This is a genomic window from Paenibacillus sp. FSL L8-0494, assembly GCF_038003695.1.
GTDB lineage: Bacteria > Bacillota > Bacilli > Paenibacillales > Paenibacillaceae > Paenibacillus_AQ > Paenibacillus_AQ odorifer.
The window spans coordinates 5,239,139-5,260,393 of the sequence record NZ_JBBOPQ010000001.1 but is presented as its reverse complement, the minus strand read 5'-3'; the positions used below and the strand labels follow the sequence as shown (position 1 = coordinate 5,260,393).

The window sequence follows — 21,255 nt, the reverse complement described above, 5'->3', positions numbered from 1 at the left end:
TCTATTTGTTAATTAATGTTATTAATAACATATATAGAAAATAGACAAAAATCCGTTTTTTTCATAAAATCATTATTATGTGTATCAAAAATTGTCGGAGGAGGTGTGATGGGGATGGTTCGTTATGTCGCAAATAAGTTTTTCTATATGTTGGTTTCTCTATTTGTATTGATTTCAGCTACCTTTTTCTTGATGAAAGCTATTCCGGGGGATCCGTTTACTTCTGAAAAGAAGGTACCGCCAGAAATTAAAGCACGTCTGATGGAACAATATGGTCTGGACAAGCCGCTCTCTCATCAGTATTTTAAGTATTTAGGTGATATTATCCAAGGTGACCTAGGTGTCTCAATGAAACGCCTAAATCAAGATGTATCACATTTGATCAGTCAAACCTTTTCAGCGTCGCTGAAGCTGGGACTCGTCGCAATCGTTGTGGCGGTTATTGTCGGAGTATTTCTCGGCATGTTGGCGGCACTCTATCACAGAAAGTTTATTGACAGCGCAGCTATGGTGCTGGCAGTTCTGGGGATTGCGGTTCCGAGCTTTGTAGTCGCGTCATTACTGCAGTACGTATTTGCTTTCAAACTGGGTTGGGTACCGGTTTCAGGTTTTAAAGGGCCAATCTATTATTTCTTACCCGTGGCCGCGCTCTCGGCACAGCCGATCGCCTTTATCGCCCGCTTGACCCGTTCAAGCATGCTTGAAGTTTTGAATGCGGATTATATCAAAACGGCTAAAGCAAAGGGATTGAGCTGGATGGCTATTCTGAGCCGTCATGTACTTCGTAACGGAATTCTACCTGTTGTTACTTATATGGGTCCAATGACAGCTAACATCGTAACTGGTTCGGTTGTTATCGAGCAGATCTTTGGTGTTGGGGGTATTGGTAAACAGTTCGTGGAAGCGATTGGTGTCCGTGACTATACCGTTATTATGGGGATAACCATTTTCTATGGTGTATTACTCATGGTTGCCCGCTTTATTACTGATATTGCTTATGTATTGATTGACCCACGTATGAAATTAAGTGGAGGAAAGGAGGGCTAAAGAGTGGCTACTGAAAATAACTTGCTAAATCTAAAACCGGAAGATTTTCAAAAAGTCGGTGTGGATGAAAAAGAAGCCGAAGTTATCCAGCGTGAGAGTCTCTCTGCTTGGAAAGACTCTTGGCAACGGTTGCGTCAAAATAAAATGGCGATGACTGCGCTCGGTATCCTGGGTTTGATTGTACTTGCAGCGATTTTTGCACCTTTTATCTCGAAATATAACTATTATTCTAATGATTTGATGAGCACCAACAAGCCCCCTTCCTCCGATCACTGGTTTGGAACGGATGATCTTGGTCGTGATATCTTTGTTCGTACTTGGTACGGTGCACGGATCTCCTTGATCGTTGGTCTTGCTGCGGCAGCCATCGACTTGTTCATCGGTGTTATCTACGGAGGCATTATGGGCTTCTTCGGCGGCCGTGTAGATAATATTATGAATAAATTCTCTGAAATTTTGTATTCTATTCCATATTTGCTGGTTGTAATCTTGCTCTTGGTCGTTCTTGAGCCAAGTCTTGGAACAATCATCCTAGCTCTAACCATTACAGGCTGGATTACGATGTCGTGGATTGTGCGTGGAGAAATTATGCAGCTCAAGAATCGCGAATTCGTATTGGCGTCCCGTTCCATGGGTGCTGGCTCTGCGAGACTGTTGTTCAAGCACCTTCTGCCGAACGCGGTTGGTCCGATTATCGTAACCATTACACTGTCTGTACCAAATGCTATCTTTGCTGAGGCCTTCCTAAGCTTCTTGGGTCTTGGTGTACAAGCTCCTGTTGCTTCACTTGGATCGATGATCAATGACTCACTCACCGGCTGGCTGTATTATCCATGGCGCTTCTTGTTCCCTGCGATCCTAATCAGCTTAACAATGCTTTCTTTCAACATTTTCGGTGATGGTCTTCGTGACGCGCTTGATCCTAAGCTGAAGAAATAGGAGGAATATGGATGGAACCTATTTTACAAGTCAAAGATTTGCATATTTCCTTTTTTGTTAAGGGCGGAGAAGTACAAGCTGTCCGTGGTATGAATTTTGAAATTGGCAAAGGCGAAACGGTTGCCATCGTCGGCGAGTCCGGCAGCGGTAAGAGTGTAACTGCTCAATCGATTATGCGGTTGATCCCTTCTCCACCTTCTAAAGTGAAAAAGGGAGAGATTATTTTTCAAGGACAGAATCTGCTAGACAAAAGCATGAAAGAAATGGAATCTATTCGCGGTAAAGATATTGGCATGATTTTTCAAGACCCGATGACTTCTCTGAACCCAACCATCAAAGTGGGCAAACAGATCACTGAAGTTTTGATTAAACATCAGAAAATGTCAGCGGCCGAAGCGAAAAAGCAAGGTATGGAGATGTTGAAATTAGTAGGCATCAAAAATGCGGAGGCTCGCTTTAACCAATATCCCCACGAATTCTCAGGCGGTATGCGCCAGCGTGTAATGATCGCAATCGCGTTAGCTTGCCGTCCGGCTTTGCTGATAGCGGATGAGCCTACAACGGCTCTAGATGTAACCATTCAGGCGCAGATCATGGAAGTTATGAGAGAGATGCAGCAAAAACTAGGTACCTCCATTATTCTGATTACACATGATCTCGGCGTAGTTGCTGGCATGTGTGATCGGGTGATTGTAATGTATGCAGGTGAGGTTGTGGAGACCGGAACAAGATGGGAAATCTTTAAAAATCCACAACATCCATACACCAAAGGTCTGCTGCGCTCAATGCCGCGTCTGGACCAAAAGAAAGGCGAGCCGCTTATTCCGATCATCGGCACACCGCCAGATCTGATCAAGCCGCCGATCGGCTGTCCGTTCACTGCTCGTTGCAATGAAGCGATGCATGTGTGCGAACAAATCGATCCCGGCGCCACAGAATTCAGCGAAACGCATATGGCGCGTTGCTGGAATCTGCATTCGATGGCCAAGGAGGTGCAGTACTCTTGAGTAAGAACCTAATAGAGGTAGAAGGTCTTAAGAAATATTTTAATGTAGGTAAAGGTAAGGTTCTTAAGGCTGTTGATAATATTAACTTCACGATCCGTGAGGGCGAGACACTTGGGATGGTAGGTGAGTCCGGTTGTGGTAAGACTACTGCTGGACGTACGATTCTTCGCTTGTATGAGCCAACTGCTGGAAGTGTGAAATATAATGGTACAGACATTTATAAATTACCTGGAAATCAAATGAAGGCTATGCGCCGTGACATGCAAATGATTTTCCAAGATCCGTACGCATCGCTTAACCCGCGGTTTACGGTTTCTGATATCATCGGCGAGGCACTGGACATTCACGGAATGGCTGGCAGCCGTGCAGAACGTAAGAAACGGATTGAAGAACTGCTGGATATGGTTGGTCTTAATCATGACCATGCAACCCGTTATCCGCATGAATTCTCCGGTGGACAACGTCAACGTATCGGGATTGCCCGTTCGTTAGCAGTTAATCCTAAGTTCATCGTTTGTGATGAGCCGATTTCCGCACTTGACGTATCCATTCAAGCTCAGGTCGTTAACTTGCTTAAAGAATTGCAAGATCGTCTGGGATTGACTTATCTTTTCATCGCGCATGATCTGTCCATGGTTAAACATATCAGTGATCGCGTAGCAGTTATGTACTTGGGTAAAATGGTTGAGTTGGCGGAAAGTGAAGAGCTATATGCAAATCCTATCCACCCTTATACTAAATCCCTATTGTCGGCTATTCCAGTTCCGGACCCGGAAATTGAAGTCAACAAAAAACGTATTCACTTGCATGATGAGCTTGGCAGCCCTATTTATTCTGCTAACGATAAGACCAATGACAGTGACTTTGAATTAGTAGAAGTATCTAAAGGCCACTTTGTCAGCAAAAAATTCGCATAATTTATACTTAGGTTTTCAAAGGCGGGAGCATTATGCTCTCGCCTCTTGTATGTATTTTGGATATTATTTAATGATTTTATAGTATAATTGAACAGTTGGCTGTACCTGTGTTGCTGATATCAAGACATGTTTTGCTTTGACGCGGCTCCTGACTTTGGATACAATCATAGAGAGTTTTTATCAACTTGGATTTACATATAACTGCTTAGTAGAACTGGAGGCACTAGCAAATGAATATTGTAACGGAACCGCTCAAGGGTGGATCTGCACTCTCGCGCGACTATATAGATCATTTTGAAAAGGTTAGTCATTTGTACGGTGGGGATTTCCGCAATAAAGAAAGTAGAAGTAGACGGGCCGATTGGCTAGATAGCAGAGAAAGCCTTCGTGCCGACCGGACTCAGATTGCTGGGTGTCTACGACAATATAATGAAAAGCATAATTCGCATGATGCGGTGATGGCTTCGCTGGCGCTCTTAGAGCAGCCGGGGACATTAGTGGTGACAGGTGGGCAGCAAAGCGGACTATTTACTGGACCCCTGTTAGTGGTATATAAAGCTGCAACTACCATTATGGCGGCAAAAGAAGCAGCTGAACAACTCGGCCGACCTGTAGTTCCTTTATTCTGGATTGCAGGTGAAGATCATGACTGGGATGAAGTGAATCATACGTATGTACTGAATCGTACGCAGGAGATTACTAAGATTAAGATAGAAAAGTCAGAAGAGAAACGCTCCTCAGTAAGTGATATTCGTGTAGAAGAGGAAAGCTGGCAGCAGGTAGTAGAACAGTTAGACGGTCTGCTTCAGGAAAGCGACTTTAAGCCGCAGATCATGGAATTCATTCGCACTTCTTCTTTTAGAGCTGATAGTATGACGGATGCATTTGCCAAGCTGATGGGTTCATTATTTGGTAAATTTGGTCTGATTCTGCTTGATTCTGCTGATCCCAACTTACGTAAGTTAGAACAGCCATTTTTCACTTCGCTAATTATGCAGAATGATGCACTGGAAACAGCGTATATGAATTCTGCTTCTGATATTGTGGGCGCTGGATATGAGCTTCAGGCTGATGTTACAGCTGGCAATGCCAACCTCTTTTATATTCATGAAGGTACACGGCTTCTGCTTCACAAGAAGGACGGAATCTTTACGGATCGCAAGGGTCAGGTATCCTTTACCCGTGATGAATTACTTGAGGAGGTGCAGGCACATCCGGAACGCTTTAGCAACAATGTGCTGACACGTCCACTTATGCAGGATTATGTGCTGCCTGTTCTGGCAACGGTGCTGGGTCAAGGTGAGATTGCTTACTGGGCCATTCCACGCCGTGCGTTTGAGACCATTGGGGGAGAAATGCCGTTAATTATCCCTAGAATGTCTTTTACTGTCGTAGAAGGTACGCTGCACAAGCATATGGACAAATATCAACTTAGCTTTGAGGATGTAAGACAAGGACTGGATCATAAAAGACATGAATGGCTGGCCGCACAGGATGAGCTCGGGATTGAACGCCGTTTTGAAGAAACCAAAACCTCATTTGCCGCCATGTACGAACCGCTGATTGAGCAGCTTGGAACGGTTCAGGCCGGTCTGCTTAAGCTGGGGAATAACAATAAAGAGAAGATTCTAGATCAGATTACTTTTTTACAGGCGAAAGCCCAAGATGCAATGGCAAAACAGAACGAAGCTGCAATCCGGCAATGGGAGCGAATCGAGCTGTCATTAATGCCACTGGGTAAACTGCAGGAAAGAGTGTACAATATCATGTATTACTTGAACCGGTACGGGCTTGTTTGGCTGGATGAGCTAATGACGGTTGAACCGGATTACAGTGGAACACATCGCATCATTTATATGTAATGGAAGTATCGCTTTCCACAAAACAAAGCGTATGCTTACGAAGCAAGTTTTGTACGAAGTAGATTCAATGTAGTAACGCTCACAAACTTTTAGGAGGTTTCATAATGAGTTCATCTAAACAAAATAGTATCGTGGCTGATATGTCACTCGCACCGGAAGGGCATTTGAAAATCGACTGGGTTCGCCAGCATATGCCGGTACTGAACCGTATTCGTGAGCAGTTTGAAGCAGAACAGCCATTTAAAGGTCTGAAAGTATCGATCACATTGCATTTGGAAGCTAAAACTGCTTATTTGGCGAAGGTTGTCAAAGCTGGTGGTGCAGATGTAACCATTACAGGTTCGAATCCACTTTCTACACAGGATGATGTATGTGCAGCGCTTGTGGAGGATGGAATCACAGTATTTGCTAAATACAATCCGTCTCCTGAAGAATTTAAAGCCCTTAATATCAAGGCACTGGAGAGCAAACCGGACTTGATTATTGATGACGGTGGGGATTTTGCTACATTGCTGCATTCGGAGCGTCCTGATCTGATGGAGAATATTCGCGGGGGTGCTGAAGAAACAACTACCGGGATTATTCGTCTAAAAGCTCTGCAAAAGCAAGGCGTATTGAAGTTCCCAATGGTCGCGGTTAATGATGCCTACTGCAAATATTTGTTTGATAACCGTTATGGCACTGGCCAATCGGCATGGGATGGAATTATTCGCACAACCAACCTTATCGTAGCGGGTAAAACAGTAGTTGTTGTCGGATACGGCTGGTGTGGTAAAGGTGTTGCCATGCGCGCCAAAGGGCTTGGAGCAAAAGTGGTTGTCACAGAAGTTGATGCGATTAAAGCCGTTGAAGCACATATGGACGGTTTTGAAGTAATGCCAATGCTGGAAGCAGCTAAGGTTGGTGATTTCTTCGTTACAGTAACTGGTAACCGTTATGTAATTCGCGGTGAACATTATGATGTGATGAAGGATGGAGCGATCATGTGCAACGCGGGCCATTTCGACGTTGAAGTGAATAAGCCTGAGCTGTCGGAAAGATCCGTATCCCAACGTACCGTTCGCAAAAATATCGAAGAGTACCAGCTTCGTGACGGACGTAAATTATATCTGCTTGCCGAAGGCAGACTTGTAAATCTGGGTGCTGCTGATGGTCACCCTGCTGAAATTATGGATACAACCTTTGCGCTCCAGGCGCTGTCGCTGAAATATGTAAATGATAATTATAAGAGCATTGGCGTAAAAGTTGAAAATGTTCCTTATGAGCTGGATGAGCAAGTAGCACGCTATAAGCTGGAAAGTCTGGGCATTAACATCGACAGCCTGACTCCGGCGCAAGTGGATTATTTGGACAGCTGGAATTTGAACGATTAATAACTGAACGCATAACAATAAAGTGTATTAACCAGTGTACCTTGAACTGAAGCAACTTTTTTAACAAAGCCATGCAACGGACAAGATTCCGATTGTATGGCTTTTTTCTGTTGAGAAATGTTTTTCGGGAAACGAGCTATCTGATTTAGGAAAAATTTCCTTGGCCAGAAAAAGGTTTTTGATTTTTAATGGCGAATCTATTATGCTTAAGTGGTGAAAAGTGGGGTAAAGTGGGGATTCGGGGATTAGGGGTGGGAAAAAGGATGTTCATGGGAGAGTATCAACACAGCATTGACGACAAAGGCCGAATCATTATTCCGGCTAAACTCCGTGAATTGCTCGGAACCTCCTTCGTGACGACCCGCGGCCTAGACTCCTGCCTGTTTGTTTATCCCATGGAAGAATGGGCAATCATGGAACAAAAGCTTAAAAGCCTTTCGCTGATGAAATCAGATGCCCGCGCATTTAGCCGCTTTTTTTTCTCAGGTGCAACTGAATGTGTTTGGGATAAGCAGGGAAGGGTAAATCTGCCGGCTAATTTACGGCAGTATGCCAAACTGGACAAAGACTGTGTCATTCTGGGCGTTTCGAACCGGGTGGAAATCTGGAACAAAGAGATTTGGGAACAGTACTTCGAACAGTCCGAGGAATCGTTCAACGAAATCGCTGAGAAATTGGTGGATTTCAATTTTGATCTATAAAACACAATAACGAATACTGTCCTGGAGGGATGCAGCTTGTTTCACCACATCACGGTGCTTAAGGAAGAAGCGACAGAAGGGCTGCACATCAAAAAAGACGGAATCTATGTAGATTGCACTCTCGGTGGAGCGGGACACAGCTCACTTATCGCTTCCAAGCTTAGCGGCGAAGGCCGTTTAATCTGTTTGGATCAAGATGATTGGGCTTTGGAGAACGCAAAAGAAAGATTAGCGGAATACGGAGACAAGGTTGTGACTATTAAGACTAACTTCCGTGATCTGGAGAGTGTACTTAAGGATGTGCCCTTTGTGCCACAAACAGATGGTATCCCCCAAGTAGATGGAGTGCTCTTTGATCTTGGCGTATCCTCTCCCCAGTTTGACGAAGGGGAACGAGGCTTTAGTTACAATCATGATGCTCCGCTGGACATGCGCATGGATCAGTCAGCACTTTTGACGGCTGCTGAAATTGTGAATACATGGTCCGAGCAGGAGATTGCCCGTGTTCTTTTCCAATATGGAGAAGAGAAATTCTCGCGGAGAATCGCTAGAAAAATTGTAGACAGAAGAGAAGAAGCTCCTATTGAGACAACAGGAGAATTAGCAGAACTGATCAAGGAAGGTATCCCGGCAGCTGCTCGAAGAACAGGAGGGCATCCCGCTAAACGTAGCTTTCAAGGATTAAGGATTGCTGTGAATGACGAATTGGGTGCTTTTGAAGAAGGGCTACATAGTGCAGTACGTTGCCTTGCACCAGGAGGCAGAGTATCCGTCATCACCTTTCATTCGCTCGAAGACCGAATTTGCAAGCAAATTTTTAGCAGCTATTTAAGCAGATGTACATGCCCGCCTGACTTTCCGTTTTGCGTATGCGGCGCGAAAGGCACGCTTAAGTTAATCAATCGTAAACCGCTTGTGCCTTCTGAAGAAGAGCTTGAGCTTAATACCCGAGCCCGCTCAGCTAAGCTGCGCATTGCAGAAAAATTGTAATTGACGATAAAGGAGAGTCAGAGATGGCCTATACCCGCGGCAATTTAGCAGTTCAGCCCAAAAGAAAAGAAGAGGTAAACCCCCTTTACCGCGAGAAGACAAAAGTAGTTACCAGACGAAGAGTACTTCCGCTGCAAGAGAAACTTTTGTATATGCTGACGCTAGGAGTATGCGTTCTGGTGGCGATCACCCTGATTTCACGTTACGTCCAAATTTATGATTTGAACTTGCAGGCTCAGAAATTAGATCAGGATATTGCAACAGCCAAGAAGCAGATTTCTACGTATCAGATGGAAAAGCAGAATCTAGAGCAGAAAGTCGCCCAAAAAGCACGGGATCTTGGTTATGTGTCTCCGGATGAGAATGCAACAATCTATATTCCGGCAAGCTCGGCAACGACTCCAGGTGATAATTAGTGAGCGATTGGCAAGATCGCAATAAAAAAAGTTGTGAGGTTCGCTTATGCTGAAAAGAATAAAACTTCGCACGCTGTTTATAGGAGGGTGTATTACCCTCTTTTTTCTTGTTTTGATCGTTAGAGTGTTCTGGATTCAAGTTATGCAAGGTGAGGAATGGCAGGAAAAGGCCGCCACACTTTGGGCGCATACCTCAACTATCAAAGCGGAGCGAGGTACGATTTCTGACCGTAACGGAAGTGTGCTCGCTAGCGATGTCCCTGCTTATACCGTGGTGGTGAATCCTGAAGTGATTCAACAACAAGGCATCGGGGAAGAGGTCATTACAGGATTACACGAATTGCTCGGCAAACCAGAGGATGAGTTGCGTAAGTTGGTTGAAGCCAAGGACGAAAAGACGGGTGCTTACCTCAAGAACCGTGAAATTCGTAATGAAGGCTGGAAGATTGATCAGGAGCTTGCCGATAAGGTGAAAGAATTTTATGTAGCCCTAGGTAAAGAACATAAAATTCAAGAGACCGGTATTGGGCTTGTTAGAGAGCAGAAACGATATTATCCAAAAGATGAATTAGCTGCACATATCTTAGGTTATACAGATAGGGACGGCAATGCTATCATGGGACTGGAAAAATACTTTGATACGGAGCTTAAGGGTGCCGATGGCAAGCTGCTTTATCAAAGTGACGGTCAAGGGGTAAAATTGCCGGATTCACAAGATACCTATAAGCCAGTAGTAAATGGAAGTAATTTCAAGCTTACAATCGATAGTACGATCCAGCATTATATAGAAGAGGCCATGCAAAAGGCGTATGCGCAATATAAGCCAAAAAGTATGAGTGTCATTGCTGCTGATCCGAACACGATGGAGATTTTGGGATTAGCCAATATGCCTACCTATAATCCAAATGAATTTTGGAAGACCGGGGCCGATGGGGCGGGATTCTATAATCATGCTATTAAATCTAAATACGAGCCTGGTTCCACTTTCAAAATTGTAACGCTTGCCGCCGCAGTAGAAGAGAAGCTTTTTGATCCTGTTGCGACATTTTTGTCCGGGTCCATCCGGATAAAGGGATATAGTAAGGCACTGCATGATATTAATCATGCTGGATGGGGGCAAATCAGTTTTCTTGAAGGTGTGAAACGTTCTAGTAACGTTCTATTCGTTAAGCTATATGAAATGCTCGGACAGGACAAGCTATTACAGTATATCAATGATTTTGGCTTCAATGAGAAAACGGGAATCGATCTGCCAGGAGAAGTAAGCGGGGTCGTTAACCCTAACCTTGGACGTCCTATAGAAATTGCGACACTCGCATATGGACACGGTAAAGTGCTAGTAACCCCACTTCAACAGCTAGTTGCCGTATCTGCTATCGCTAATGGGGGGAAGTTGATGACTCCGTATGTAGTTAAGGAGGTCACAAACCCTAACACTGGTGAGACAAAGGTTACTCAGCCTAGTGTAGTGCGTCAGGTGATTGATGAGGAAAGCGCCAAGAAAACGGGTGAATATTTGGAGCAGGTTGTTGCTGACCAAGTAAAAGGAACAGGCCGCAACGCTTATATTGACGGCTATCGCGTGGCAGGAAAGACAGGAACGGCTATCAAGGTTGAAGGTAAGGATTATGTGAAATCCAAAGTACTTGTCTCCTTTATTGGTTATGCTCCTGTTGATGATCCAAAGATCGCTGTTATTGTCATTATTGATGAACCGAACGTTGAGGTTGGCGGCGGTAAGGCAGCTGCTCCAGTATTTAAAGAGATTGTATCCCAGTCTCTGCAATACATGGGAGTACCTAAGCTGGCGTCTGAGGCTAGTGATAGCAGCAGCAAAAAGCCGGCTAAGACTGAAACAGTCGCACTTCGGACTACACCAGATCTAACAGACAAGACGATGAAGGAAGCAAGAGAAGCACTTTTGGATCAAGGCTTCGATTATGTAGTGGTCGGAGAAGGATCTGCTGTAGAGAGTCAATATCCTGAGGCAGGTACGAAGCTTGCTACAGGGCAACGGATCTATTTATTAAGTCCGCAGGGGGCTCAGCCTACCATTCCAGATTTAAAAGGGGAATCCCTGCGTGATGCACTTGAAATTCTAACTCTACTAAAAGTAGAGATTGCGGTAGACGGAGAAGGTTACGTCTCAGAACAGATTGTAGGAACGCAAAATGGCAAGACCTTGGTCACTTTGAAAATGAAGCCATTAAATGATTATGGCGAAGATATTCCCGTGGCCCCGCCTGCTGATGAGGGGACAGATTCCGAGAGCGGAACATAGCTTGTTCTAACCCCTGTTTGTCCCGAATAGTCATGAAGATAAGAGCTCATGTCTATTGTTGAAAGTGGGGGAGAACGGAATGAAGGTTTCCAAAGTCGTAACACGGCGGAGAATGCTGTGGACATTGCTGGGACTGGCAGTGTTATTCGGTTCGCTGGTCGTGCGTCTTGCGTATGTGCAATTATCTCAAGGCGAGGAATTGACTGCGAAGGTAGAAGATTCCTTGCGCCGCAATATTCCTTTTACCGCTAAACGTGGTGAAATTATGGATCGTGAAGGTGTGCCGCTCGTTTCTAATATCACCACACCTACAGTGTATGCAGTACCGGTGCAGGTAAAAGAGAAGCAAAAGACAGCACAGCAATTAGCTCCACTGCTTGGGATGACTGAGGAGAAGCTGATGACATTGCTGTCCAAAAAAGAAATGTCGGTGAAACTTCAGCCCGGCGGCCGCAAAATTACGATGGATCTTGCCGCGAGCATCCGTGATTTGCAGCTGCCGGGCATCGTTGTCGCTGAGGATAGCAAAAGATATTACCCTTACGGCGATTTAGCCGCGCATATTTTAGGCTTTACAGGTATAGATAACCAGGGTATTACAGGAGTAGAGAGTATATATGACAATCTGCTCAAAGGCATAGCCGGCAATATTTCTTATTTGTCTGATGCAGGCGGAAGACTTATGCCTGGCTCATCTGAGAAATATTCTGCCCCTCAAGACGGACTTAATCTGGAGCTGACGATTGATAAACAGATCCAGTCCATTATGGAACGTGAGCTGGATCAGGCTATGGTAAAATATCAGGCGCAGGGTGCTTGGGCTATAGCTATGAATCCGAAGAATGGTGAGATACTAGCCATGGCTAGCAGACCGGGGTATGAACCAGCATCATACAAGGAATATGATGCGCAGATTTACAACCGGAATCTGCCTATCTGGATGACCTATGAACCTGGTTCAACGTTCAAAATCATTACTCTGGCTGCTGCGCTGCAGGAAGGTAAAGTAGATCTTCAGAACGATCATTTCTATGATCCGGGTTTTATCGAGGTAGCGGGCGCAAAGCTGCGCTGCTGGAAAAAGGGCGGCCACGGTAGTCAAACCTTTTTACAGGTAGTTGAGAACTCCTGTAACCCTGGGTTTGTCGCCTTAGGGCAACGGCTGGGAAAAGAATCACTTTTCAAATATATTCGTGATTTTGGTTTTGGCAGTAAAACGGGAATTGATCTGAATGGGGAAGCTAATGGCATTCTGTTCAAGCTCAGTCAAGTAGGTCCGGTAGAGCTTTCGACTACAGCCTTCGGCCAAGGGGTTTCGGTTACGCCTATTCAGCAGATAGCTGCGGTATCCGCAGCTATCAATGGTGGCAATCTCTATAAACCGCATGTAACAAAAGCATGGGTTAACCCGGTTACGGGAGAGACTGTATCAGAGGTGAAGCCAGAGCTTGTGCGGCAGGTCATTTCGGAGGAAACATCCAAGAAGGTGCGGGCAGCACTTGAGAGCGTGGTTGCCAAAGGCACAGGACGGCCGGCTTTTATTGACGGCTATCGTGTAGGTGGCAAGACGGGTACTGCACAGAAGGTTGTAAATGGACGTTATTCTCCAACAGAGCACATTGTTTCTTTTATTGGCTTTGCGCCAGCGGATGATCCTCAGATCGTTGTGTACACTGCCGTGGATAATCCGAAAGGGATTCAATTTGGGGGTGTGGTTGCAGCTCCAATCGTGCAAAATATTTTGGAAGACTCACTGCACTATATGAAGGTTCCGGAGCGCAGTGATCAGCTTCCCAAAACTTATAAGTATGGCGAAACTCCGATAGTGACCGTACCTGATCTTACCGGAGCAACGGTGCAGGATATCTATGAGGATTTAAATATGAATTTTAATCTTGCACGTTCAGGCACAGGAAATACGGTCATCAATCAAGCTCCTAAGGCTGGGGCCAGAGTAGAACAGGGCTCAACCATCAGGATTTATATGGGAGCATCTAGTGAATAATGATTAAGGTATAAGGTTTCAGCTCGTATCCGAAAATGTAGAGTGAGGGATTACTATGAAAGTTAACGAATTATCTGCTTGTCTTGCTACTTCGCAACTATACGGGGATGGAGATGTGGAGATTACTGATCTTCAGACGGATTCCCGCCGTGTAGGCCCGGGAGATCTATTCATCTGTTTGCCTGGCCACACCGTGGACGGGCACAAATATGCGCCGCAAGCAGTAGCCTCCGGAGCGGCGGCTATTGTATGTGAGCACAAGCTGGAGCTTGATATCCCGCAGATTGTTGTGGATGACTGCCGGTTTGCGATGTCTGTCATGTCGAATGCTTTCTTTGGCTCACCTAGCAGCCGGATGAGAATGATCGGGGTGACGGGCACAAACGGCAAAACAACAACGACTTATCTCATTGAGCGGATTATGCAGGATCAGAATATGAAGACAGGTCTGATTGGAACGATTCAAATGCGCTATGACGGCAAAAGCTACCCTATGTCAGGCACAACTCCGGAGTCGCTAGATCTGCAGCGGTCCCTTCATGATATGGCTTCCAAAGGTGTGGAGTGTTGCGTAATGGAAGTATCCTCTCACGCACTTCAGCAAGGACGTGTGAAGGGTGCGGACTTCCGTACGGCAATTTTTACGAACTTAACCCAAGATCATCTGGATTATCATCATACAATGGAGGAGTATCGGGCGGTTAAAGGGCTCTTTTTCTCCAGATTAGGAAATGTGATCTCTCCGTGGAAGGAAGAACGCAAATATGCGGTGTTGAACGCGGATGATGAAGCAAGTCACTATTTTGCAGCCCAAACTGCGGCGGAAGTGATTACATATGGCATTGATAACAACGCTAATGTCCGAGCTTCGCAAATATCGATCACTGCAAAAGGAACTTTTTTCCATGTTGATACGTTTAAGGGGAAGACGGACATTTCGCTCCGTATGGTTGGAAAGTTCAATGTCTACAATGCACTCGCGGCGATTACAGCTGCTTTATTGGAAGATGTCTCTCTGGCTGATATCAAGACTAGTCTTGAGGCAATCGATGGTGTAGCTGGACGGGTGGAGTCAGTGGATGAAGGTCAGGAATTTGCTGTTATCGTTGACTACGCACATACACCAGACGGGCTAGAGAATGTATTAAAGACGGTCTGCGAATTTGCTACCGGCAAAGTGCTTACAGTGTTTGGCTGTGGCGGAGACAGAGACCGGACGAAACGTCCATTAATGGGGAAGATCGCTGCACGATATAGCGACATGGTATTCGTAACTTCTGACAACCCTCGGACGGAGGACCCTCAACTAATCTTGAAGGATATAGAAGCAGGACTAGTAGAGGATGGAGTCACCTCTGACCGGTATCATATGATTGTTGATCGCCGAGAAGCTATCGGGAAGGCTATTGAAATGGCAAGCCCTGGCGATGTAGTATTGATTGCGGGGAAAGGTCATGAGACCTATCAACTGATTGGCGGAGTGGTTCATGATTTCGATGACCGCATCGTCGCTAAAGAAGTTATAAGGGGCCGAAACTATTGATTACAAGAACGCTTGAAAATATTGCTGCCATGTGCGCAGGGGAACCTGCTGCTGTCGAAGCTATGAATACAACCCTTACGGGAGTCGTTACCGACTCCCGTAAGATCACACCCGGCTGCCTGTTTGTGCCTCTATCTGGAGACAAATTCGATGGTCACCACTATGCTGCCGCAGCACTGGCTGCTGGTGCTGGCGCAACCTTGTGGCAACGCGATAAAGGACCGGTACCTGAAGGTCGCGGAGTTATTATTGTTGAAGATACGCTGGAGGCTCTCCAGAAGTTGTCCGCTGCTTATCTGAAGGAAGTGGCTCCGCAGGTTGTCGCTGTTACGGGCAGCAACGGGAAAACAACAACAAAAGATATCATTATGTCTCTGCTTGAAGTGCAGTTCAAAGTGCACAAGACAGCGGGGAATTTCAATAATCATATCGGTCTTCCGCTTACTATTTTATCCATGGCTGAGGATACAGAGATCGCTGTACTTGAAATGGGGATGAGCTCGCGGGGAGAAATTGCTCTGCTGGCTTCTTTGGCTGAACCTGACGTAGCGGTAATTACTAATGTAGGCGAGTCGCATTTACTGCAGCTGGGGTCACGTAAAGAAATAGCCCGCGCCAAGCTGGAGATTGCTGAGGGGCTGAAGCCGGGGGGACTGCTGATTTATAACGGTGACGAACCGCTGCTGACTGAGGTAATGCAAGAGTCCACTTTTAAGGCTCCAGAAGGGATGAGAACCTTCCGTTTTGGTCTAAATGAGGATAATGATGATTATCCAACAGGGATGATGTCCCATACTGGTGGCATGACGTTCACGTCAAGCCGTCATAAGGAACATGCTTTTACATTACCGCTGCCAGGTCAGCATAACGTTGTTAACGCTCTGGCTGCACTAGCGGTTGCTCGTCATTATGGGGTTACGGAGCAGAATATGAAGGACGGTCTAAGCAAGCTCAAGTTGACGGGCATGCGGATTGAAGTGATTCGAACTTCCTCCGGACTTACGCTTTTGAACGATGCTTATAATGCCAGCCCTACTTCTATGAAGGCGGCTATAGATGTCCTGCAATCTATGAAATGCAGTGGCAATAAAATCGCTGTGCTCGGGGACATGCTGGAACTTGGGCCGGAGGAAGTAGAATTTCATCAAGAAATAGGCTACTACCTTGACCCTTCATTAACTGATTTTGTATGTACTTACGGACCATTATCCGTTCATATTGCCAAAGCAGCAGAAGAGAAATTCGGCAAAGAGCGCGTAAAAGCTTTTACAGATAAAGCGGAACTAACCGCTGTCCTTCTAGAGAAATGCAGTGCTAAGGATATTGTTCTATTTAAAGGATCAAGAGGAATGAAGCTCGAGGAAGTGCTTCAGAGCCTAAATAAAGATATTCAACAGACCTAAATCATTGGAGGGGGTGTACCCATGGATTATCAACTATTGTTATTGACTATTGCTGTTTCCTTTATCCTTGCGGTCATTGCCGCTCCGCTCTTCATTCCGCTTCTGCGCAGGATGAAATTCGGACAGCAGGTGCGAGATGACGGACCGCAAACCCATTTGAAGAAAGCGGGAACGCCGACTATGGGCGGTATCGTGATTATCGTAGCTTTTACCTTGTCTTATCTGAAATTTTCTGTGGTGAATACAGATTTCTACGTACTGCTCGTAGCTACGCTTGGTTTTGGATTGATCGGATTTTTGGATGACTATATCAAAATTGTATTTAAGCGTTCCTTAGGGCTCACAGCACGTCAAAAGTTATTTGGACAGCTGCTGGTTGGTGCTCTGATGTGCGGTCTTCTGATTTATGCCGGACACAGTACAAGTATCAGCGTACCAGGTACTGATTTCAGCTTTGATTGGGGTGGCTGGTTCTATTATCCATTCATCATTATTATGATGATGGCAGTGACGAATGCCGTTAACTTTACAGATGGAGTCGATGGACTGTTGTCTGGTGTCAGTGCCATTGCATTGGCCGCATACGCGGTGGTGGCAATGCAAGCTACGTCTATTGCGGCAGGTGTATGTGCTGCGGCAATGATTGGTGCTGTATTAGGCTTTCTTGTGTTCAATGCCCACCCTGCTAAAGTGTTTATGGGGGATACGGGTTCGTTTGGTATTGGTGGTGCTATAGGTGCTATTGCTATTGTCACGAAGAGTGAGCTGCTGTTTCTCATCATAGGCGGTGTCTTTGTAATTGAAATGTTATCCGTTGTGATTCAAGTGGTTTCATTTAAAACCCGTGGCAAACGTGTATTCAGAATGAGCCCGATTCACCATCATTTTGAGCTTGGTGGCTGGTCGGAGTGGCGTGTGGTAATTTCGTTCTGGGCGGTTAGCTTGGTGTTGGCTGCTGTGGGACTATTTATTAGCAAGGGGTTGTAGAGAATGAAACATCCAGATATGTATCATGGTGAAGAAGTTGTGGTTCTTGGGCTTGCTAAAAGCGGTGTCCAGGTGGCTAAAGTGCTGCATGAACGCGGCGCTATAGTTACGGTTAACGACAAAAAGGAAAGAGATCAAAGTCCCGAAGCTTCCGAATTGGAATCTTTGGGAATTTGTGTTATATGCGGCGGGCATCCGGAAGGACTTATTCATGAAGGTGTAAGTCTGGTAATCAAAAATCCAGGCATTCCCTATTCTGCGCCCCCTGTACAAAAGGCAATTGAGCTTGGAATTGAAGTGGTCACAGAGGTAGAGGTGGCTTATCGACTTTGTGCAGCGCCGATGATCGGCATCACAGGCTCCAATGGCAAGACGACAACGACGACCTGGGTAGGCCATATGCTGGAAGCTGCGGGAATGAACCCTATAGTTGCGGGCAACATTGGTACGCCTCTTTGTCAGGCTGCACAAGAGGCTACAGAGGATAACTGGATGGTGGTCGAGCTTAGCAGCTTTCAACTCAAAGGTACGGAGACCTTCCGGCCAAAGATAGGCTGTCTGCTGAATATTGCAGAGACTCATCTGGATTATCATGGAAGCATGAAAGATTATGTGGATTCCAAAACCAAGCTGTTCGCTAATCAATTAGCTACGGATACAGCAGTGCTGAACTGGGATGATCCTGTCTGCCGGGAACTTGTGCCCTATGTGAAGGCTTCGATTCTTCCATTCTCCTTGTTTGAGGAGCTGCCTCATGGAGTATTTGTTAGCCCGTCCTATATTACGGGGCAAGATGATGAGCTGAAGCGCCACATTATCTATCGCGAATCTGCGGACAAGGAAACGATAATCGCGGATGTGGATTCCATCGCTCTTCCGGGTCGCTTTAATGTGGGGAATGCGCTGGCTGCCTGTGGAATTGCTATTGCCGCTGGAGCTGACCCCTCTCTATTAAGCGAAGTGCTTTCTTCTTTTCGTGGTGTGGAGCACCGCCTGGAGTATGTAACTGATAAGGCTGGGGCCGCTTATTACAACAATTCCAAAGCAACGAACTCCAAAGCGACAATTACGGCTTTGACATCGTTTCAGCGTCCGGTGGTATTGATCGCTGGCGGATTAGACCGTGGCTCCGATTATATGGAGCTGCTGCCTGTCCTGAGCGGACGCGTCAAAGCTTTGGTGGCGTTAGGACAAACCAAGGACAAGCTAATAAATGTAGCACAGCTGGCAGGATTAAAGCAGATTATCTCCGTCGATAATGGGGAGAGCGCCGCCGCCGTGCTGCAAGCAGCTGTGCGGGAAGCTTCCGCTCTGGCGGAAGAAGGAGATATCGTTCTCCTGTCTCCTGCATGTGCTAGTTGGGATATGTTTACATCCTATGAAGAGCGCGGGTGTATTTTTAAAGAGGCGGTGCATAACCTTTAAGTAGGGGGGTGGATAAGCCCCTACTACGGATGCAAGAGGTGTGCTCCTGATGAACAAAACTCGTCATGCTCCCGATATTTGGTTGCTGATTCCCATTCTTTCTTTGCTGGTAATCGGCATGGTGATGGTATACAGCGCCGGATCTGTCTTGGGCTTCCGCAATTATGGAGATTCGTTTTACTTTGTAAAGAGGCAGCTTTTGTTTGCAGGACTGGGACTTGTTGCAATGTTTGTTACAGCGAATACAGACTACAAAGTGTTAAAAAAGCTGGCTAAGCCGGCACTGATTGTCTGCTTTATCCTGCTCGTTATGGTGCTTATTCCCGGCATTGGTGTAGTTCGCGGGGGAGCGCGCAGCTGGCTCGGAATCAGCTCCTTCGGGATTCAGCCCTCCGAGTTCATGAAGATGGGGATGATTCTATTTCTGGCGAATTGGCTGGGAAAAGAAGAGTATGATATCACCTCCTTCACTCGTGGCTTACTTCCACCGTTAGCGCTTATCGGATCAGCCTTTGCACTGATTATGCTCCAGCCGGATCTGGGTACAGGTACCGTTATGTTTGGCGCAGCCTTGATGATGGTCTTTACAGCTGGGGCAAGAATGAAACATCTACTCTCACTAGGAGTAGCTGGCGTGGCTGGGTTTGTTGCTTTGGTTGCCGCAGCACCTTACCGGTTGCAGCGGATAACCGCTTTTCTTGATCCTTGGTCCGATCCCCTCGGTGCAGGCTACCAGATTATTCAGTCGCTATACGCGATTGGCCCTGGAGGGCTTGGGGGTCTCGGACTTGGAATGAGCCGGCAGAAGTACAGTTATGTACCTGAGCCGCAGACCGATTTTATTTTTTCTATATTGGCCGAGGAACTGGGGTTTATCGGTGGTTTGGCTGTGTTGATCCTGTTTCTTATTCTAATCTGGCGCGGAATGAAGGTGGCGATGAGTCTGCCTGACCGTTTTGGAAGCTATTTGGCCGTTGGCATCGTCTGTATGGTGGCTGTGCAAGTCATTATTAATATTGGTGTGGTCATCGGTCTAATGCCTGTAACAGGCATCACACTTCCTCTGATTAGCTATGGAGGTTCTTCGCTTACACTGATGTTAACCTCCCTGGGCATTCTATTGAACTTATCCCGTTATGCGAGGTGAAAGACATGCGTATCGTATTAAGCGGCGGAGGCACGGGTGGTCATATCTATCCCGCAGTCGCTGTTGCTAGACAACTGGAAGCAGAAGATAGTGAATCTACCTTCCTGTATATTGGTGGAACGCGTGGCTTAGAGAGCAAGCTTGTTCCCCAAGAGAATATCCCTTTCAAATCTATCGACATCACTGGCTTTCGGCGCAAGCTGTCCATGGACAACGTCAAGACGGTGATGCGTTTTTTAAAGGGCGTTAAGGCTTCCAAAGAAATGTTAAGAGAGTTTAAGCCTGATGTTGTAATTGGTACAGGCGGTTATGTATGTGGTCCGGTCGTTTACGCTGCATCCCGGCTGGGTATCCCAACCTTGATCCATGAGCAAAATGCTATCCCTGGTTTAACAAATCGTTTTTTAAGTCGTTACGCGAGTACAGTGGCCGTAAGCTTTGAAGGGACAGAATCTGCTTTTCCGGGGAGCAAGCACGTAATCTACACAGGTAATCCTCGGGCAACGACGGTTACTACGGCTAGTCCACAACGGGGGTTTGCCTCGCTGGGCATTCCGGATAACAGCACGGTTGTTTTGGTTGTTGGCGGCAGTCAAGGGGCTAAGGCTATTAATAAAGCCATGATTGAAATGGCCCCATTTGTGGGTAAGGGTAATGGTGTTCATTATGTTTACGTTACAGGTGAGCCTTATTTTGAGGATACCCGTGCTGAATTGCGTCAGAAGCTGGGTAGCACACCGAACTGGCTGCATGTCCTACCTTATGTTCACAATATGCCGGAGGTCTTGGCTTGTACCTCCTTAATCGTAAATCGGGCGGGGGCATCCTTTCTCGCTGAGATTACAGCGCTGGGTATTCCTTCTGTACTTATCCCTTCTCCTAATGTGACGAACAATCACCAAGAGGCGAATGCAAGACAGCTGGAACGCGAAGGGGCCGCTGTGGTGCTGCTTGAGAAGGATTTGAATGGTAAGGCGCTTTATGAAGCTGTGCAAGCAATCATTGGAACTGAAGCTGTACGCCAAAAAATGTCCGAGGCTTCCAAACGACTGGGCAAAAGGGATTCTGCTGCCATTGTCACTAACGAACTCCGAAGACTAGCCGGTAAACAGTCTTAAGCCATTTACCTTTGAGAGGTATTTTCCTTATTGGCAGCTCTCTGTCACACACTTGGAGGAACGAACATAGGATAATCCTATAATCGTGACAATC

Annotated in this window: 17 protein-coding genes; all 17 read left to right on the top strand. The window is 46.2% G+C overall.

The genetic code is table 11. The features are described from left to right. The first annotated feature begins 114 nt into the window (after positions 1 to 114). Positions 115 to 1,047, top strand: coding sequence for an ABC transporter permease (locus NYE35_RS23910; protein WP_036683691.1), 933 nt, complete (start codon positions 115 to 117; stop codon positions 1,045 to 1,047). A 3-nt stretch (positions 1,048 to 1,050) separates the two neighbouring features. After that, positions 1,051 to 1,986 (top strand): ABC transporter permease, encoded by a 936-nt coding sequence (locus tag NYE35_RS23905; RefSeq protein WP_036683689.1) that lies wholly within the window; start codon positions 1,051 to 1,053, stop codon positions 1,984 to 1,986. Between the two features lie 11 nt (positions 1,987 to 1,997). Continuing rightward, positions 1,998 to 2,993, top strand: coding sequence for an ABC transporter ATP-binding protein (locus NYE35_RS23900; RefSeq protein WP_036683686.1), 996 nt, complete (start codon positions 1,998 to 2,000; stop codon positions 2,991 to 2,993). After that, on the top strand, positions 2,990 to 3,910 hold the full coding sequence (locus NYE35_RS23895) for an ABC transporter ATP-binding protein (protein WP_036683682.1): 921 nt from the start codon (positions 2,990 to 2,992) through the stop codon (positions 3,908 to 3,910). Before NYE35_RS23900 ends, NYE35_RS23895 begins: the two co-directional genes overlap by 4 nt. A 230-nt stretch (positions 3,911 to 4,140) precedes the next feature. Further along, on the top strand, positions 4,141 to 5,772 hold the full coding sequence (bshC, locus tag NYE35_RS23890; protein WP_038572869.1) for a bacillithiol biosynthesis cysteine-adding enzyme BshC: 1,632 nt from the start codon (positions 4,141 to 4,143) through the stop codon (positions 5,770 to 5,772). Between the two features lie 101 nt (positions 5,773 to 5,873). Next, entirely contained in the window at positions 5,874 to 7,145 is a 1,272-nt protein-coding gene (locus tag NYE35_RS23885; RefSeq protein ID WP_170914265.1) for an adenosylhomocysteinase, read from the top strand. Between the two features lie 263 nt (positions 7,146 to 7,408). Next, positions 7,409 to 7,846: a division/cell wall cluster transcriptional repressor MraZ gene (gene mraZ, locus NYE35_RS23880; protein ID WP_341122155.1), complete on the top strand. Its 438-nt coding sequence runs from the start codon at positions 7,409 to 7,411 to the stop codon at positions 7,844 to 7,846. 36 nt (positions 7,847 to 7,882) lie between these two features. Next, positions 7,883 to 8,836 (top strand): 16S rRNA (cytosine(1402)-N(4))-methyltransferase RsmH, encoded by a 954-nt coding sequence (gene rsmH / locus NYE35_RS23875; RefSeq protein WP_036683671.1) that lies wholly within the window; start codon positions 7,883 to 7,885, stop codon positions 8,834 to 8,836. Between the two features lie 23 nt (positions 8,837 to 8,859). Continuing rightward, positions 8,860 to 9,252 carry a septum formation initiator family protein gene (locus tag NYE35_RS23870; protein WP_036683668.1) on the top strand — a complete coding sequence of 131 codons (393 nt, stop codon included), beginning with the start codon at positions 8,860 to 8,862 and terminating at the stop codon, positions 9,250 to 9,252. A 46-nt stretch (positions 9,253 to 9,298) separates the two neighbouring features. Beyond that, positions 9,299 to 11,533, top strand: coding sequence for a penicillin-binding transpeptidase domain-containing protein (locus NYE35_RS23865; RefSeq protein ID WP_076103782.1), 2,235 nt, complete (start codon positions 9,299 to 9,301; stop codon positions 11,531 to 11,533). Positions 11,534 to 11,612: 79 nt separating this feature from the next. Then, the gene (locus tag NYE35_RS23860) at positions 11,613 to 13,538 is read left to right on the top strand and encodes a stage V sporulation protein D (protein WP_036683661.1); all 1,926 of its coding nucleotides are present in this window, start codon (positions 11,613 to 11,615) and stop codon (positions 13,536 to 13,538) included. 55 nt (positions 13,539 to 13,593) lie between these two features. Then, complete coding sequence (locus NYE35_RS23855) at positions 13,594 to 15,081, top strand: UDP-N-acetylmuramoyl-L-alanyl-D-glutamate--2,6-diaminopimelate ligase (protein ID WP_036683658.1); 1,488 nt, start codon at positions 13,594 to 13,596, stop codon at positions 15,079 to 15,081. Next, positions 15,081 to 16,484 (top strand): UDP-N-acetylmuramoyl-tripeptide--D-alanyl-D-alanine ligase, encoded by a 1,404-nt coding sequence (locus NYE35_RS23850; RefSeq protein WP_341122504.1) that lies wholly within the window; start codon positions 15,081 to 15,083, stop codon positions 16,482 to 16,484. The genes NYE35_RS23855 and NYE35_RS23850 overlap by 1 nt, the downstream gene beginning before the upstream one ends. A gap of 21 nt (positions 16,485 to 16,505) precedes the next feature. After that, positions 16,506 to 17,471, top strand: a complete 966-nt coding sequence (gene mraY, locus NYE35_RS23845; RefSeq protein WP_036683653.1) for a phospho-N-acetylmuramoyl-pentapeptide-transferase — start codon at positions 16,506 to 16,508, stop codon at positions 17,469 to 17,471. Between the two features lie 3 nt (positions 17,472 to 17,474). Beyond that, entirely contained in the window at positions 17,475 to 18,896 is a 1,422-nt protein-coding gene (gene murD, locus NYE35_RS23840; protein ID WP_341122154.1) for a UDP-N-acetylmuramoyl-L-alanine--D-glutamate ligase, read from the top strand. Positions 18,897 to 18,945: 49 nt separating this feature from the next. Continuing rightward, a complete protein-coding gene (gene spoVE, locus NYE35_RS23835; protein WP_036683647.1) occupies positions 18,946 to 20,043 on the top strand; it encodes a stage V sporulation protein E in 1,098 nt (365 codons plus the stop codon). Between the two features lie 5 nt (positions 20,044 to 20,048). Further along, complete coding sequence (gene murG, locus NYE35_RS23830) at positions 20,049 to 21,161, top strand: undecaprenyldiphospho-muramoylpentapeptide beta-N-acetylglucosaminyltransferase (RefSeq protein ID WP_036683645.1); 1,113 nt, start codon at positions 20,049 to 20,051, stop codon at positions 21,159 to 21,161. Positions 21,162 to 21,255: the final 94 nt, after the last annotated feature.

Coding starts and splice junctions, on each gene's coding strand:
- murD (WP_341122154.1), top strand. CDS start 17,475: ATGAAACATCCAGATATGTATCATGGTGAAGAAGTTGTGGTTCTTGGG.
- bshC (WP_038572869.1), top strand. CDS start 4,141: ATGAATATTGTAACGGAACCGCTCAAGGGTGGATCTGCACTCTCGCGC.
- spoVE (WP_036683647.1), top strand. CDS start 18,946: ATGAACAAAACTCGTCATGCTCCCGATATTTGGTTGCTGATTCCCATT.
- NYE35_RS23910 (WP_036683691.1), top strand. CDS start 115: ATGGTTCGTTATGTCGCAAATAAGTTTTTCTATATGTTGGTTTCTCTA.
- murG (WP_036683645.1), top strand. CDS start 20,049: ATGCGTATCGTATTAAGCGGCGGAGGCACGGGTGGTCATATCTATCCC.
- NYE35_RS23870 (WP_036683668.1), top strand. CDS start 8,860: ATGGCCTATACCCGCGGCAATTTAGCAGTTCAGCCCAAAAGAAAAGAA.
- NYE35_RS23900 (WP_036683686.1), top strand. CDS start 1,998: ATGGAACCTATTTTACAAGTCAAAGATTTGCATATTTCCTTTTTTGTT.
- mraY (WP_036683653.1), top strand. CDS start 16,506: ATGGATTATCAACTATTGTTATTGACTATTGCTGTTTCCTTTATCCTT.
- mraZ (WP_341122155.1), top strand. CDS start 7,409: ATGTTCATGGGAGAGTATCAACACAGCATTGACGACAAAGGCCGAATC.
- NYE35_RS23860 (WP_036683661.1), top strand. CDS start 11,613: ATGAAGGTTTCCAAAGTCGTAACACGGCGGAGAATGCTGTGGACATTG.
- NYE35_RS23855 (WP_036683658.1), top strand. CDS start 13,594: ATGAAAGTTAACGAATTATCTGCTTGTCTTGCTACTTCGCAACTATAC.
- NYE35_RS23865 (WP_076103782.1), top strand. CDS start 9,299: ATGCTGAAAAGAATAAAACTTCGCACGCTGTTTATAGGAGGGTGTATT.